Annotated in this window: 12 protein-coding genes and 1 tRNA gene; 7 read left to right on the forward strand and 6 right to left on the reverse strand. The window is 59.3% G+C overall.

The annotated features are described in order from the left end of the window. Nucleotides 1-8 precede the first annotated feature (8 nt). Nucleotides 9-2,186: a sensor histidine kinase gene (locus H2O65_RS09860; protein WP_182141523.1), complete on the forward strand. Its 2,178-nt coding sequence runs from the start codon at nucleotides 9-11 to the stop codon at nucleotides 2,184-2,186. Nucleotides 2,187-2,255: 69 nt separating this feature from the next. On the opposite strand, the gene H2O65_RS09865 is transcribed toward H2O65_RS09860, so the two are convergent. After that, nucleotides 2,256-2,340, reverse strand: a tRNA-Ser gene (locus tag H2O65_RS09865). Between the two features lie 200 nt (nucleotides 2,341-2,540). Here H2O65_RS09865 and nhaA point away from each other — a divergent pair. The 3 genes from nhaA to H2O65_RS09880 are packed head-to-tail and all read left to right on the forward strand — an operon-like array spanning nucleotide 2,541 to nucleotide 5,662. After that, on the forward strand, nucleotides 2,541-3,785 hold the full coding sequence (nhaA, locus tag H2O65_RS09870) for a Na+/H+ antiporter NhaA (protein ID WP_182141524.1): 1,245 nt from the start codon (nucleotides 2,541-2,543) through the stop codon (nucleotides 3,783-3,785). Nucleotides 3,786-3,797: 12 nt separating this feature from the next. Then, nucleotides 3,798-4,883: a DNA adenine methylase gene (locus H2O65_RS09875; RefSeq protein WP_182141525.1), complete on the forward strand. Its 1,086-nt coding sequence runs from the start codon at nucleotides 3,798-3,800 to the stop codon at nucleotides 4,881-4,883. Between the two features lie 2 nt (nucleotides 4,884-4,885). Next, entirely contained in the window at nucleotides 4,886-5,662 is a 777-nt protein-coding gene (locus H2O65_RS09880) for a LytR C-terminal domain-containing protein (RefSeq protein WP_182141526.1), read from the forward strand. A gap of 5 nt (nucleotides 5,663-5,667) precedes the next feature. Here H2O65_RS09880 and H2O65_RS09885 read toward each other — a convergent pair whose 3' ends face one another. Continuing rightward, nucleotides 5,668-6,261: a CDP-alcohol phosphatidyltransferase family protein gene (locus H2O65_RS09885; RefSeq protein ID WP_182141527.1), complete on the reverse strand. Its 594-nt coding sequence runs from the start codon at nucleotides 6,259-6,261 to the stop codon at nucleotides 5,668-5,670. Nucleotides 6,262-6,318: 57 nt separating this feature from the next. Between H2O65_RS09885 and H2O65_RS09890 the strand changes: the two genes are divergently transcribed. Both H2O65_RS09890 and H2O65_RS09895 read left to right on the forward strand, forming a co-directional pair. Next, nucleotides 6,319-7,215, forward strand: a complete 897-nt coding sequence (locus tag H2O65_RS09890; protein WP_182141528.1) for an ATP-binding cassette domain-containing protein — start codon at nucleotides 6,319-6,321, stop codon at nucleotides 7,213-7,215. Then, entirely contained in the window at nucleotides 7,212-8,024 is an 813-nt protein-coding gene (locus H2O65_RS09895; protein WP_220458748.1) for a hypothetical protein, read from the forward strand. Before H2O65_RS09890 ends, H2O65_RS09895 begins: the two co-directional genes overlap by 4 nt. 952 nt (nucleotides 8,025-8,976) lie before the next feature. Here the strand turns inward: H2O65_RS09895 and H2O65_RS09900 are convergent. Further along, nucleotides 8,977-10,413 carry a uracil-xanthine permease family protein gene (locus tag H2O65_RS09900; RefSeq protein ID WP_398396369.1) on the reverse strand — a complete coding sequence of 479 codons (1,437 nt, stop codon included), beginning with the start codon at nucleotides 10,411-10,413 and terminating at the stop codon, nucleotides 8,977-8,979. A 175-nt stretch (nucleotides 10,414-10,588) separates the two neighbouring features. On the opposite strand from H2O65_RS09900, the gene H2O65_RS09905 reads away from it, so the two are divergent. Then, the gene (locus tag H2O65_RS09905) at nucleotides 10,589-11,602 is read left to right on the forward strand and encodes a hypothetical protein (protein ID WP_182141530.1); all 1,014 of its coding nucleotides are present in this window, start codon (nucleotides 10,589-10,591) and stop codon (nucleotides 11,600-11,602) included. A gap of 6 nt (nucleotides 11,603-11,608) precedes the next feature. Here H2O65_RS09905 and H2O65_RS09910 read toward each other — a convergent pair whose 3' ends face one another. The 3 genes from H2O65_RS09910 to H2O65_RS09920 are packed head-to-tail and all read right to left on the reverse strand — an operon-like array spanning nucleotide 11,609 to nucleotide 14,920. Next, nucleotides 11,609-12,349, reverse strand: a complete 741-nt coding sequence (locus tag H2O65_RS09910; RefSeq protein WP_182141531.1) for a glutamine amidotransferase-related protein — start codon at nucleotides 12,347-12,349, stop codon at nucleotides 11,609-11,611. Nucleotides 12,350-12,398: 49 nt separating this feature from the next. Continuing rightward, nucleotides 12,399-13,112, reverse strand: coding sequence for an anaerobic ribonucleoside-triphosphate reductase activating protein (locus tag H2O65_RS09915; protein WP_259349519.1), 714 nt, complete (start codon nucleotides 13,110-13,112; stop codon nucleotides 12,399-12,401). Next, nucleotides 13,109-14,920, reverse strand: coding sequence for a ribonucleoside triphosphate reductase (locus H2O65_RS09920; protein ID WP_182141533.1), 1,812 nt, complete (start codon nucleotides 14,918-14,920; stop codon nucleotides 13,109-13,111). Before H2O65_RS09920 ends, H2O65_RS09915 begins: the two co-directional genes overlap by 4 nt. Nucleotides 14,921-15,061 lie beyond the last annotated feature (141 nt).

The raw sequence follows: 15,061 nt of genomic DNA on the forward strand, positions 1-15,061 counted from the left end.
TTAGGCGGATGTCGGGAGTGATTATCGCTGGCGGATCGCTGGCGAACCTCGTCATGTTTGCAGCATCTCAACCTGGATCGGTGCCGTTGCTGGTTCGCTATCATCCCGTGGTCTTAGCACTGCTCTTCATCACTCCGATTGTCGGTGGCGCTGCAGCACTTCTTGGAATATCGGACACGCGAAGGCAAGCAACCGTAGCGGTGCTGGACCGACTGTGGACCACGTCCGTTGTCGCCACGCTTGTCTGCTACCTGTGGCTACTGGTCTTCCCCGCTTCTAGTAGTGACACGAGCACTGGTTATGCACTTGTCGCACTCCTCACGTCCTACTGGATGTGCGCTACCGCCCTGTCAAGTGTGGCTTTGCCAATGTGGGGGCGCCTAGTCTTCATGGCGGTAGTCACCCTGTTGCTTTTGACGCTTCCCGTGCGTTACGGGCTTGTGTATGACTCCTCCGAAGTCGTGACTGTTCTCTACACAATGTGCTTCAACTTGCCGCTACTACTGGGGATCTCTTGGGTCTATGCGCAAGCCGATGAACTAGACGACACCAGTGCCGACTTCCGTGAGGCTCAACTTGCACTTGCCGATGAAGAAGCAGAGAACACGGCCCTTCGTCGTAGCAACGAGTTCATCCATGACCACGTCCTCTCCGTCCTCACCGCCATTTCTCAACACCACCAAAACTCCCCCGTGTTGCAGAAAGCCGCGCGGGACGCGACGTTGGTAATCCACAGCTCAGAATCATCCGGTCCGAGGACGATAGACGACATTGTCTACTCCCTGTCCGAGAAGTTCCCCCAAGTACAGGTTCAAGTCGATGGCGACACCCCAGCCTTTCACTTCGGTGCTGCTGGAGATGCGCTGGTGGGCGCGGCGATCGAAGCGATCCGTAATGCTCGCCGACATGGTCGACAAGACGGCGGCGAACCCGAGATCTCTGTGCAGATCTCCACGCAGGGACCAACTGTGATTTTGACTGTTCAGGACAATGGCAAGGGATTTTCACAAGCGCAGGTGGCGGAGGCTGGCCGCTTTGGAGTCGACCAGGGGATCCGGGCCCGAATGGAAGAAGTGGGTGGGAGCGCCAGCATCATTTCGGCCCCCGGCAGAGGCACAAGAGTGACGCTGACATGGTCTGGGCCACTCACGCCCGTCACTGAGCAGACCCTGTTAGAGGCGTCAAGCAATCGGTGGCTGTCAGGAATTAGACACTCCCTGGACACACCGTTTGCGCCCGTCTTGGTGGCGGTCCTCTTCATCGCGTACGCCGCAATCATCACGTTGAACATTCCGGGCTTCACCTCCCTGGCCCCCTCACTGGTCGCGCTGATTCTGTATGCGGTGTCCTCCGCAGGTCTGTTGTTCAGGCGGTGGCCTCAGGGAAGGATTACGACTTGGGCTGCACTGCTGATGGTTGCAATTGCTGGGGGTGCTAACTACCTGGCTCTCCTGTCGGTTCCCGGCACTCCAGACGCGGCCCGATTGACCTGGAGCCTTGGGCTAACAACACTGATTGCCTGCGGGCTGCTTGTTCGTGGACGCCCGGCATTTGCATGGGCCCTTCTTGGCGTGCTCTTCGCTACGACTTCACTATGGGCACTCAGGGTCAGTCTTCCTATGCAAACTGCGTTTGCCCTGGTGGCCGGGCAGGTGGTCACACTCCTGTTCTGGAACCTGATCGTTGGGAGATCAGCTGCGACGGTGCGTGACCTGACACTTATGGACCAGGCGTGGGTACATATGCACGCGGACCAGGTGATATCTGCTGGAGTTCGACGGAAGATGGACGAGGTGCTTGCCCAGATGCGCGTGGTCGCCCTCCCGATTCTGGAGCCGGTTGCGAGCGGGCTTCCACTAACGCCACAGCAGAGTCTTGCGGCTCGGTTGCTTGAGGCCGAACTCCGCGACGGGATTCGGGCCGCGTCCTTCACGGGAACGCCCATAGCTGCGGCCGCGCGAAGTGCCCGCGAGCGTGGAATTGAGGTTGTCCTCCTCGATGAAGGTATTGCGACGTCGCCGCCTTCGGCGATACCGCAATCATTTGAGAAGAAGGCGGTTCAGGTACTCGAAGCTTCCGCTCGAGGACGAGTGGTTGTGAGACTCCTCCCCCCTGGGAGCCCCACTGTGGGGACCATCCACAGCGAGGGCGTTCTCACCACGGTGCCTCACGCTGTGGAGGCGTGACAAAGCGGGGATAGCGCGCATCATTGCAACGAAAAACCCCGGTATTTCAACGAAACACCGGGGTCGCTGCGGAGGATGGGGGATTCGAACCCCCGAGGGCTTGCACCCAACACGCTTTCCAAGCGTGCGCCATAGGCCACTAGGCGAATCCTCCGGCATTGGATTAGCTTGTGGCTGCACCAACGTCCCACAGCCTAGCGAAGTATCACCCCTCTTGAGAACTTTGCAGATTGTGGCGTTAGACCCACCCCGGTAGCGGAGGCACGTGCCGAACGTGCCAAAAGCGCCAAATCTAGCCGGTCACACCCCCGGAATGGCCACCGACCCCTGGTAACTGTGCCAGACTAAATAGCGATGACAAACCAACCTGTTACCCATTCCCCCTTTTCGCGCGTTACCAACTGGGTCCGTAAAGAGACCTCGGGTGGAATCCTGCTGATCATTGCTGCAGGCATCGCACTAATCTGGGCGAACACGCCGTGGCGCGACAGCTACCACGCACTCTCGCAAACGGTAGTCGGCCCGGCCTCGCTTCACCTTGACCTCACTCTGGCGACCTGGGCGGCTGACGGGGTTCTTGCCATCTTCTTCTTTGTGGTCGGGGTAGAACTCAAGCGGGAGTTGGTGGTCGGGAGCCTCTCCTCCCCCCGCGAAGCAGCTGTCCCCATGATTGCTGCTGTTGGCGGCATGACACTGCCCGCAGTCATCTTCGTCTCGATCGTCGCCCTCTCGGGGGATACGTCGTCTCTGGTTGGCTGGGCCATCCCCACGGCCACCGATATCGCCTTCGCAGTTGGGGTCTTGGCCGTGTTTGGAAGGGGTCTTCCCCGCGCATTGCGGACCTTCCTCCTGACCCTTGCAGTCGTTGACGACCTGCTGGCGATTGTCATCATTGCCATTTTCTACACCGAACAATTGAACTTTGCCGCCCTCGCCGTGTCCCTTCTTTTCATCGCAGCCTTCGCGGCTGTGGTGAGGGCCCGCAAGGTCCATGTCCTTCCCCTCATCCTGCTAGCGATTTGCGCCTGGTTCTTCATGCATGAATCTGGCGTGCACGCCACTGTCGCCGGCGTTGCCATGGGTCTCACCGTCCCAGCACGCCCCATTCACCTTGAGAACTCAGACAGAAGCGCCCGTTTTTCGTACGCCCTCGATCCGCTCTCTTCCGGGATTGTGCTACCGATTTTCGCCTTCTTCGCCGCGGGCGTGACCATTGTTGGCTTCGGCACGGAGATCTTCACACAACCGGTGTTCTTTGCGGCAGCCACCGCCCTCGTCGTCGGGAAGTTCTTCGGCATCCTCCTCACAACCACTGCAACGGTCAAACTCACCCCGCTGCGCCTGCCCGACGCCATTGGTTTGCGGGACCTCATCCCGATTGGCTTCCTGACTGGAATGGGTTTCACCGTCTCCCTGCTCATCACCGAACTCTCCTTCGGAGGCACCGACCACATGGCCCCCACTAAAGTCGGCGTGCTGGTGGGCACCCTGATCGCAGCGATCCTTGGTGCGGTCGCCCTGCGTCGCGCAGCCAAGAAGCCGAGGACGTCTGACATGAACCTAGACGGGATTCTTGATAAAGACACTCGGCCCATCTAAGGGGCAGCTGCGTTGATCAAATACCTCGGGTCCAAACGGCGCTTTGTTGGTGTCATTGGGTCCCTTTTTGAGGCGAGTGGCGCGGCCACCGCCCTCGACCTTTTTACCGGGACGACGCGGGTTGCCCAGGAGTTCTGCCGACGAGGCGCCCACACGACCGCCGTCGACGTGGCGACCTACTCCGAGGTCTTGGGCCAGTGCTTTGTGGAGACAGACGCCGATACGGTCAATATGGTCGAGGTCGATGACGCCTTGGAACACCTTTCTTCCTTGAAGCCCATACGCGGGTACTTCACGGAGACGTTTTGTGAGCAGAGCCGCTACCTTCACCCCGACAACGGCATGCGAGTCGACGCCATCCGTGACGGTATCGAAGAGTTCTACGCTTCTGATCCACTAAAGTCCATCTACCTGACGTCCCTACTCCTAGCTGCGGACGCAGTTGACTCCACAGTCGGTCTGCAGATGGCATACCTGAAGAAGTGGGCCCCCAGAGCCCTCAAACCACTTGAGCTGCGGGTCCCCAAACTCACCCATGGCACGGGCAAAGCGATCCGTGGGGACGCGCTCACGGTTGCACGCACGCTACCTCACGTCGACTTCGCGTACCTGGACCCGCCTTACAATCAGCACCGCTACTTCACGAACTACCATGTTTGGGAGACGCTGATCCGCTGGGATAGCCCCGACCACTACGGTGTGGCGTGCAAACGCACTGATGCGCGCGAGGACGAAACCAAGAGTGCCTTCAACTCCAAGCGAACGATGCCCATCGCCCTCGCGCAGACCATTTCTGCAGTCCGCGCAGACGTCCTCGTACTCAGTTTCTCAAATGAGGGCTTCGTCCCCCTGGCGGAGCTGGTTGCCATGTGCGAATCGAGAGGTGACCACGTGGAGGTTCTGGGGTTTGATGCGCAACGCTATGTGGGTGCCAAGATTGGTATTCACAACTTGGATGGGGAAAAGGTAGGAAGGGTGTCCCACCTGAGGAACACGGAATACATGATTGTGTCTGGACCCGAAGAGTTAGTGATGGAAATGATTGACCGGTCAGCCTTGCGTCATACTGCCCACGGGGCAGAGTCGGGTAGGTTATGAACGTGACTTCAGCACCACCGCCACCAGAGAACCCGAACCGCCTCACAACCGGTCCGACGGAAGGCTACTACTCAAGCCCTCGGACTGAGTTTCGCCGTGCGCGCGCCCGAAGCCAAACAGTTGTATTTGGGTCGGCCATCATTGGCGTGATAGCACTCTTCCTACTGGGGTTTCTCGGCGTCAACGGCGCCCTCCCAGTTCCCTTTGGTGGCGACTTCTCCAAGGAAGAAGTCTTTGCAGAACCAGGTGATATTCCATGCCCAACTGCGGGAGCCCGTGCTGAAAACCCAGCCGGGGTCTCACTGAGGATTCTGAATACAACCTCAACTCCGGGACTGGCTGGTTCAGTCGGCGCAAGTCTTGAGGAACTTGGCTACACCATTGCTGGCACGGACAACGCCGCCCAATACCACGGCGTGGCGCGGATTGAGGCAGGGCCGCGTGGAGTTGATGCGGCCTACACCATCGCCAGATACTTCCCAGGGGATGTGCGGATCATTCTGAACTCGTCGGAGGATCTTTCCCTGACAATCCTTCTTGGGAACCAGTTCACTACTCTTGTTCCGCCAGAGGAACGTGCAACGCTGCTTGAGAGCAAAGGACCTCTGGTTCCTCTTTCCGGTTGCTTGCCAGTAGCAGAACCTGCCGACGGCTGGGAGGTTCCCGAGTCGGGCCAGTCGGGCCAGTCGGGATCCCAGTCGAGCCAGTCGGGTGCTTCGGGCGCTTCAGGCGAAGACCAAACGTCCGTCGAAGAAGTGGCCGACGAGGGCGAAGGCTAGTCTTCCTACCGCTTGTTGGTGCGGGTGGAACGCCAGGAGTGCACCATTTGCTGCACGTAGGTTGCGCCAGCAAGCCAGTGGATGGCCACCCCCACCCACACCACGACCAATGCTGCAACCCTCCAGCCCGGACTGTGAAGTGCTTCCGCAAAGAGGAGCAGCGGCAGGCCGACTAGGAGAAGCGCCGTCCTAACTTTTCCGAAGATGTTGACGTGGGAGTTCGGGTACCCCTTGAAGAGGACCAGTGCTATGCCCGCAAGAGTCACATCCACGACTGCTATGAGGGCGAACACTTCCCAGGGCAATATCCCCGTGAAGACCATGGTGAGCGATGTGAGAAGGATTGAGGCACGATCCGCTATGGGGTCCAGTTCTTCCCCAAGACGGCTACGCTGGTTGAGTCTTCGCGCAAGGTACCCGTCCAACCAGTCTGAACTACCCAGAAGGAAGAGGGCGACAAGGGACCATGCGTAATGGCCAGAGACTATAAGGGCCAGAGACAATGGCATGAACACAACAATTCTCAAATAAGAAAGAATGTTGGGAATCGTCCATACCTTCTCCATCGGATCCGGCGATGGGTTCCTACCTGCGGCCATTATCCCCTCTGTAAGCTGGACACTATTCGAAGTACCATTATCCCCCGGGGAAGGCCTATGCAAGGACACACGATCCACATCGACCACCTATCGAAGAATTACGGCTCCATTGCAGCGGTGTCTGACCTGTCATTTAAGGTCCTCCCGGGCAGGGTGACAGGATTCTTGGGGCCCAACGGTGCGGGGAAGACGACAACGTTGCAGATCCTCCTCAACCTGGTTCATCCCAGCTCGGGTTCGGCGACATTTGATGGGTCTTCCTACAGTCAGATACCTAGGCCAATGCACGAGGTCGGGGCGCACCTCTCCTCTGACGCCTTCCACCCGGGGCGGACGGCTCGGGACCATCTGCGGGTGATGGCTGCTGGAAGTGGCCTCAGCGTTGCACGAATCCCGGCCCTGCTTGAACTTGTGGGCCTCAGTACTGATGCGGACCGGAGGGTCGGTGGCTACTCACTGGGGATGCGGCAGCGGCTGGGGCTTGCAACTGCCCTTCTAGGTGATCCTTCGGTGCTGATCCTTGACGAGCCTGCGAATGGTCTTGATCCGGAGGGGATTTCTTGGCTGCGCACCTTCCTGCGGAGTCAGGCTGATGAGGGCCGCACCGTCTTCCTTTCGTCGCACCTGCTCAGCGAAGTCCAGCAGATGGCAGATGACATTGTCATCATCAACCGAGGGAAGCTGGTTACCGCGGGTGGCGTGCATGCTTTGGAGCAGGCTGGTGGCACTGTGGTTCTGGTTGATTCCCCACAGAGGGAGCAGTTGATGCACGCTCTAACTGTCGCCAGTTTGCCGGTCGCAGATCACCCTGGAAGTCCGTTGCGGATCGCTGGAACCAACGCGCGCGATGTGGGTAACATCGCCCTCGTTACCGGCATACCACTTAGTCACTTGAGTGAAGAAACCACCGGCCTCGAGGCACTGTTCCTGTCGATGGTGGGAGGTGCGCGATGAGTCGCTTCATGGATGCAGTAAGAGCGGAATGGTTGAAGGTCTTCACGACAAGATCGTGGTGGGTCTTGGGCCTTGTCATGGTGCTCTACATTGGCTTCACCGCGGCCCTCATGGCACTGCTCACCAGTTCCCTGTTCGGTCCATCCGGAGATATGCCGCTCGAGGGCACGGGCTTGACGACCATGGTTTACTCTCTGGGAACCGCAATGGGTTATGTGTTCCCCGTGCTGATCGGCGCACTTTCGGTTACCGCTGAATACCGCCACAACACGATCACACCCACGTTTGTTTCCGTGGGCCAACGCGGCCCGGTCCTGACTGCGAAGGTTGCGGTTCAGGGCACACTGGGCCTGCTATACGGGATTGCGGCGCTACTCAGTGCCGTCCTCGCCAGTGTCTTTTTCTTCATGGGTCAGGGGATGTCGACGGGCCTCGCAGAAGGCGGGACCTGGATGATGTTCTTGCGTTCAGTCATTGCAATGGGTTTGTGGGCTGTGGTTGGCGTTGGTTTGGGTGCGCTGATTCGTTCCCAGGCCGGTGCGATCGTGGTGGTTTTGGTTTTCACCCAGTTCATTGAGCCGCTGGCCCGCATGGCTGGGGGATTCAACGACACCATCTCTCAGGTCACCAAGTTCCTCCCTGGGTCTGCGTCTGATGCATTTGTCGGGTCAAGCATTTATTCCGAGATCACCGTGGGCGGTGCCGGGCAAACGCTACTTTGGTGGCAGGGCGGTCTGGTCATGGCAGGGTATGGAGTGGTGGTGGTCGTCGCGGCGTGGTTGACCCGCTGGCGTGCTGACGTTTCTTAGGTGCCCCCGGGGCGCGGCCTTACCGAGCCAGGCCCACCCAAGCCATACCGAGCCAGCCCACCCAAGCCCTACCGAGCCCGCCCGGCCATACCGAGCCCGCTAGGCCCAGTTCACCCTGGATCACACCGTTATGTAAACCTAGTCGGCTCGCTATGGCTTGGCTGGCTCGCTATGGCTCAACCGGCCCTCCATGCAACGGGCTGCGGGCGTCCCTCTCACCTCTACAGCCAGCGGCCGCCCGAATCCCGCGCCCAGCCCCACGTGTCAGCCCGAATCCCGCCGCCCACCATCACGTACACCCCTCGCCCGCCTGCAGTTTCGTGAAATGCATATGTGGGGAACGGGAGTGCCCCTGGGGTACGTACCCCAAGCGATCATCTCTCCCCCACATATACATTTAGTGACGCGGCAATGCGTGTCGGACTGCCTGTGAGTTTGGGTTGGGAGATTGAGAACCTTGAATGGTACGCCACAGGAGCTGCAGCGTGAGTGATGGAGACTCGGGTGCTGGTGACGGGGACTCGGGTGCTGGTGACGGGGACTAGAGTGCCCAACAGCTCGGGGCACCCAAGCATTACGGAGCGAGTTACGCCTTACGGAGCGAGTTTGGCCCCATTTGCCCCGAAATGACACTGTTATGCAAGCCAAACTCGCTCCGTAAGGCGTAACTCGCTCCCTTATGACACGGGGTAGCGCCGGCACCAACCTTAACAACAAGCCAACGACAATTCACCGACTCCAGATAGTCTGGCCGTCCGCGGTGCGCATCTAGGGTTGCCGCCGTCGCGTAAGGTTGCCCGAAAACTCGCAAGAAACGGGCAACCTTATGTGATACCGGCAACCTTAGGGTGGGCTGGGGGCCGGGGGCCGGAGCCAGTGGGCCGGGGGCCGGCGACGGCCCGCACCAAACGGGGCTGGGCCGGGCCGGGTCTCTTCGAACCAACCGCGCAGCCTACTTCTGAGGTTCCCTATCCCACATGTGTTGGATGTCGTCCTCGGGTAGCACCCCGTCGAGGCCGTCGGGAACAGCATCTGGGCGTGGCGACCGACGCCGCTTAGCGTAAGCAACAGACTCCAGTTCGGTCCCCGAGGGCGCGGAAGCAGGTGTCGCGGCCTCCAGGTTCGTTCCGCGGACCTTGGAAATCCAGTTCATCACCTGGTAGATCAAGATCGCCGAGAAGGAGCCGAGTGCGATCCCCTCAAACACCAGCCCACCTGGCGCCCAGGTGAAGTTCGCAATACCGATGATCAGGGCGACAGCTGCCGTGTTCAGATTGACCGGGTTCGAAAAGTCAACCTGGTTCTGCACCCAAATGCGCACACCCAACAGGCCGATCATTCCGTAGAGAACAGTTGCTGCACCGCCGAGGACGCCCGGGGGAATGGTTGCAATGATGGCTCCGAACTTAGGCATCATTGACAGAGCGAGGGCGGTAAACGCGGCGATCAAGTATGCCGCGGAAGAGTAGACGCGGGTTGCGGCCATAACCCCGATGTTTTCCGCGTATGTTGTGGTCCCAGAGCCGCCACCTGAGCCAGCCAGCATCGTGGAAATGCCATCTGCAAACAGGGCGCGCCCGGTCATGTCATCAAGGTTCTCCCCCGTCATTGCGGCCACGGACTTGACGTGTCCCACGTTCTCGGCAATCAACACGAACACAACCGGGACAAATAGACCCAGGGTTGACGGGTCGAATGCCGGCGCCGTGAAGTGTGGCAGACCAATCCAAGCCGCCTCGCCAATTGCTGAAAAGTCAACCTGGTTCTGCAGGAGGGCAGCCCCGTAACCGATGAGGACGCCAAAGAGGATCGAGAGGCGACCTATGATCCCCTTGAAGAGGACAGTGATGAGTATGATTGACACGATGGTGATGACCGCGGTCAATGCACCTTCTTTCACCCAGTTCCACGCGGCAGGGGCCAGGTTGAACCCGATCAGTGCGACGATAGCGCCAGTGACCACCGGGGGCATGACGACGTCAATCCACCGTGCGCCAGCGAAATGAACCACGACCCCAACCAGGGCGAGCGTGGCACCGGTTGCAATGATGCCACCCTGCGCGTAGTTGGCTCCCAGGCTGGAGCTGACCGCCAAGATCGGCGCTATCAGGGCGAAAGAAGACCCGAGGTATGAGGGAATACGGCCCGAGGTGATCAAGAAGAAGAGAATCGTACCAATGGCCGTGAAGAACAGTGTCGTATTGGGTGGGAACCCTGTCAGAAGGGGAACCAGGAACGTGGCGCCGAACATGGCGACCACGTGCTGCATGCCGATACCTGTGGTTCGACCCCATGAGAGCCGTTCGTGTGGAAGAACTACCTCTCCCGGCCCAACTTTTGCTCCATCACCATGAAGCTGCCACTTGAAGAGAGATTTCTTAGCAACCATCAAATGCTCCGATCAGTCGTTTGTGCGGATCTATCCGCAGCCACACCGGCCGGAATACCACCATATTCGATAGTCCCACTCCTAGTTCTGTGCCTCATCACATGCCGACCAGGATTGCGGAAGTGCCCGGAGTTGGGTGATTATGGACCAGGCTGTTTCCTAATTTGGAGTTGAGATGTCGCGCGAAGAGCTGGAAGCCGAGGCCGCAAGCCCGAGTACAACTCCGACGCGCCTCCAAGAGCTAGCCAACAGCTACCCGAAGTTGCGTCCTCTGATCGCCATGAATCCCGCCACATACCCCGCGTTGGTGAAGTGGCTGGCAGATCTTAACGATCCAGCGATCAACGTGGCATTGGCACAACGAACTGCTGCAACCAGTTCTTCACCCGGGGGCCCTCGACGGGTTTCTGTGATGGGGCGTAGTGACGAAGCGTCACTGCCGACCGCAGCTGCTCTACCTATCGCCTCGGAACCTGTGCGGGTCGGCGAGCCTGTCGCTGAGCCGTCACAACCGTCCACTCAGACCGGGGAGCTTGGCGTCACAGAGAAGCCAGCAAACCCAAACAAGACGCCACTGATCATTGTGGGTGTCCTCTTAGCTGTCATAGCCGTAATTCTCATGGCTCTACTTTTTGGCGGCGGCGATAAAGATAGTCCTGCAAATGGCGGCGACCAGTCCGACTCCGCTGCCGCAGCCGCCTCAGAAGATCAGGAGGCCGCCCCAGATTCGCAGGATGAAGCAGTCGACAACTCGCAGGATAGCGCTGCGGAGGACGCGGATGAAACCATCGCATATCCCGCTCCAGCCACCGCGCTGGTGAGCGATCATTTCGTGTCACCCAGTGGGAACATCGCCTGCAGACTCGGTTCCGAGGGCGTAACGTGCACCATCAATGCCCACGCTTTTGCCGACCCTGCTTTGCCCTCCTGTGGGGCTGGGCCGACATCCCTCACAGCAACTCGCGCGACTGCGGATCTGGACTGTAGTGCCTCGCAGGTCTCAGGGTCGGGAGCAACAAGCCTGGCGTACGGGGACTACGCGACCTACGAGACTTTTGCCTGCCGATCGACGGAGTCTGGAATAGCCTGCTGGAACATGGTTTCCGGGGTTGGATTCGGAATTGCGCGCGGTGGCTACCAGATTTCACTGACAGGTCCTATCGACCCGAACAACTTCCCCTGGAACTAGCAGCCCTTAGGCGCCTTCCTTGAAGTGCCGTGCAAAACCTTTGATCACCGAGGCGGCGGCGTGGGTACCCGACGTGTATCGACCTGCGGCAACCAGGGCCTCAACGTCACCAAAACCCGTATCTCCCGCATCCTCGAAGGCTTGCGCCTTGCTTGAGATCAGGCCCGCATCTAGTTCCGGGTTGAACTGGGTCGCATAGACGTTATCACCATGGCGGACGATCTGAATCGGAGCGTAGAGTGAGCGCGCCAATCTCACTGACCCTTCAGGCAACTCATCAATCGCCTCACTGTGATTGGCGTAGGCAATGAACACAGCCGGGGATTCAGAAAGAATGGGGTCCTTCTTTCCCTCGTCAGTGAGTTCAATATCAACCAATTCGGCAAACTCGGCGTTGGTCGCAGATACGGTTGCGCCAAGGACTTCACCAAGAACCGTCATTGCGGTGCCTGTTGCCAAGAGAGGGGTGCCAGCCTCTAGGAGCTGGGTGAAGAGATCACTCAGTTCAGCGCGCACATCCTGTTGGGTTTGCGAGACGTAGAGGTCGTCAGATGCCCCTCCGTAGGGTGAGCCCGCAACAAACACACCTGCGTAGTCTTTCGGCTCGATTGGTGGCAGACCCAACAGGTCAAACTCCGCTAATTGCAGCTCGTCACGTTCCAGTCCAGACGCGCGCAGGTAGGCCTGGTATTCGCTATCAAGGGCTTCTTCTTCCCCACGGGTGGAGACCAACAGAAATGGCTTCATACAAGCCAGCTTAGCCGCGATCCAGCACCCACCACCCGACAACCGGCTATCAGCGGATGATCAGGGTGTCGAAGCCAAGCTCCCCAAGCCGCTCCTGGGCCTCCTCATCCATCCACCCCACCTCGGGAAGAGCGTGTGGAGTGGAGGCGGGATAACGGTAGCGTTGCAGGGCAAACGTCCTCGTCCCCCGTTCCCGCGCCCATGCCGCTACCTGCTGCCCGTACCCGACTAGGTCTCCCCCGGGTGCCAATCCCGGCCACAGTGTCAGGCGAACTTCGTGGTCGACTTCCCCATGTTCGACGAGGACGGCCAGCGACTCTTCAGCCTTGTCACCACCCCCACGCCCGGTCGCCAGCGGGTAGTCTTCCGGCAACGCTTTGATGTCGAGGCCGACCCAGTCAAGCAAACCGTCCTCAAGCAGGGCTTGAAGCGCCCTCGGATAGGCACCGCCCGCGTGAAGTCCCGTGAGGAACCCCCGTCCTCGTACCTGCTTCAGGGCTTCCGCAAGCGCGCCGGAGGACGCCTGCATGAGTGCCTCTCCCCCTGAAAAAACAACCCCATCAAGGAGCCCAACGCGAGAGTCGAGAATGTCGAGGACGTCCCCCCACTCGACAGACCCACTGGCCCGTGGATCAAGGATTTCCGCATTGTGGCAGTACGGGCACCTCCAGGGGCACCCCTGGAGAAACACGACCGCAACGAGCTTTCCCGGCCAGTCGACCGTTGAGAAGGGGACGAATCCGGCGATGTTGAGTTCGCTCAAGCGAAGGCGACCTCCTTGAACGGGACGCGTTCCGCATGCTCGCCCTTCTTGCCGATGTTGAATGAGGAGACGGGGCGGAAGTACCCCATGACCCGCGTCCATACCTCACATTCTTGGGGTTCCCGGTCGGGGAACTGGGTGGCGCACTTTGGGCAGGTGGGCTGTTCGCCCTCAAGGTATCCGTGGCGCGGGCAGATCGAGAATGTCGGCGTGATCGTGATGTAGGGCAGTCGGAAGGCCGTCAGTGAGCGGCGCACCATTTCCTTGCAAGCCTCGCCACTGGTCATGCGTTCACCCATGTAGAGGTGGAGGACGGTGCCGCCTGTGTACTTCCCTTGCAGCTCTTCCTGCTCCATCAGCGCCTGGAACGGGTCATCCGTGTAGCCAACGGGCAACTGTGACGAGTTGGTGTAGTAGGGCTGGTCGTATGTTCCCGCCTGGATGATGTCGGGGTACTGCTTGCGGTCTTCCTTCGCGAAGCGGTAGGTGGTGCCCTCAGCTGGTGTGGCCTCAAGGTTGTACATGTGTCCTGTGGACTCTTGCAGTTCCACCATGCGGTCGCGAACGTGGTCGAGGACGCGGACCGCGAACGCGTGCCCCGCCGGGGTCGTGATGTCGTCGAGGTCGTTCGTGAAGTTGCGGATCGCCTCATTCATCCCGTTGACACCAAGTGTTGAGAAGTGGTTGTCGAGCGTGCCCAGGTAGTGGCGGGTGAAGGGGAAAAGCCCCCCGTCCATCTGCTCCTGAATGACTTCACGTTTGGTTTCCAGTGTTGCGGCACCAATGTCGATGAGGCGGTCAAGTTCCGTGATAAATCCGCCCTCGTCCCCCTTGTATTCGTATCCCAGTCGCGCCAGGTTGATGGTGACAACCCCGATGGATCCCGTGAGTTCAGCGGATCCGAACAGGCCGTTACCCCGCTTCAGCAGTTCGCGCAGGTCCAGCTGCAGTCTGCAGCACATCGAACGAATCATTCCGGGGTCGAGGTCGGAGTTGATGAAGTTCTGGAAGTAGGGCAGTCCGTACTTGGCCGTCATCGCGAAGAGCCGATCGGCATTGGGGCTGTCCCATTCGAAATCTTTGGTGATGTTGTAGGTGGGGATTGGGAAGGTGAAGATACGCCCTTCGCTATCTCCCTGCTGCATGACATCCATGAAAGCCTGGTTGATCAGGTCCATTTCGGCCTGCAGGTCACCGTATGTGAAGTCGCAAACTTCCCCGCCGATCAGCGGGTGTTCGTCGACAAGGTCGCTGGGGCAAGTCCAGTCAAACGTTAGGTTGGTGAACGGACACTGGCTTCCCCACCGGCTTGGAACGTTGAGGTTGAAGATCAGTTCCTGCATATTCTGGCGGATCTCTTCGTACGTCATGGAGTCCAGTCGAACGAAGGGCGCCATGTAGGTGTCGAAGGATGAGAATGCCTGCGCACCTGCCCACTCATTCTGCAGGGTGCCCAGGAAGTTGACGATTTGCCCTGAGGCTGAGGAGAAGTGCTTCGGCGGGCATGACGCGATAGCGCCGGGAACGCCGTTGAAGCCTTCTTCCAGCAGGCGTCGCAGGGACCAACCGGCGCAGTAGCCAGAAAACATGTCGAGGTCATGGATGTGCAAAGCCCCGCTGCGGTGCGCGACAGAAGCTTCAGGCTGGTAGCACTTCTCTAGCCAGTAGTTGGCGATCATCTTCCCCGCCACGTTGAGGATCATTCCCCCCAGCGAGTATCCCTGGTTGGCGTTGGCGTTGACGCGCCAGTCGGAACGCCCCAAGTACTCATCAATCGTTGTCAGTGCATCAACATTGGTGCCTGCCATAGTCGGCTCCTGTTCAGTGGACACGATCTGCGTAAAGCACACGCAAGGTCGCTACAGAATGATCTTTTTGTGGAAGTTTTGGGCTAAATCCCGGCCCTCTGCCAGAACCCAAACTAGCGCTACACCACTACATATAGTGTG

Origin of the sequence: Schaalia sp. JY-X169, assembly GCF_014069575.1 — a bacterium.
GTDB lineage: Bacteria > Actinomycetota > Actinomycetes > Actinomycetales > Actinomycetaceae > Scrofimicrobium.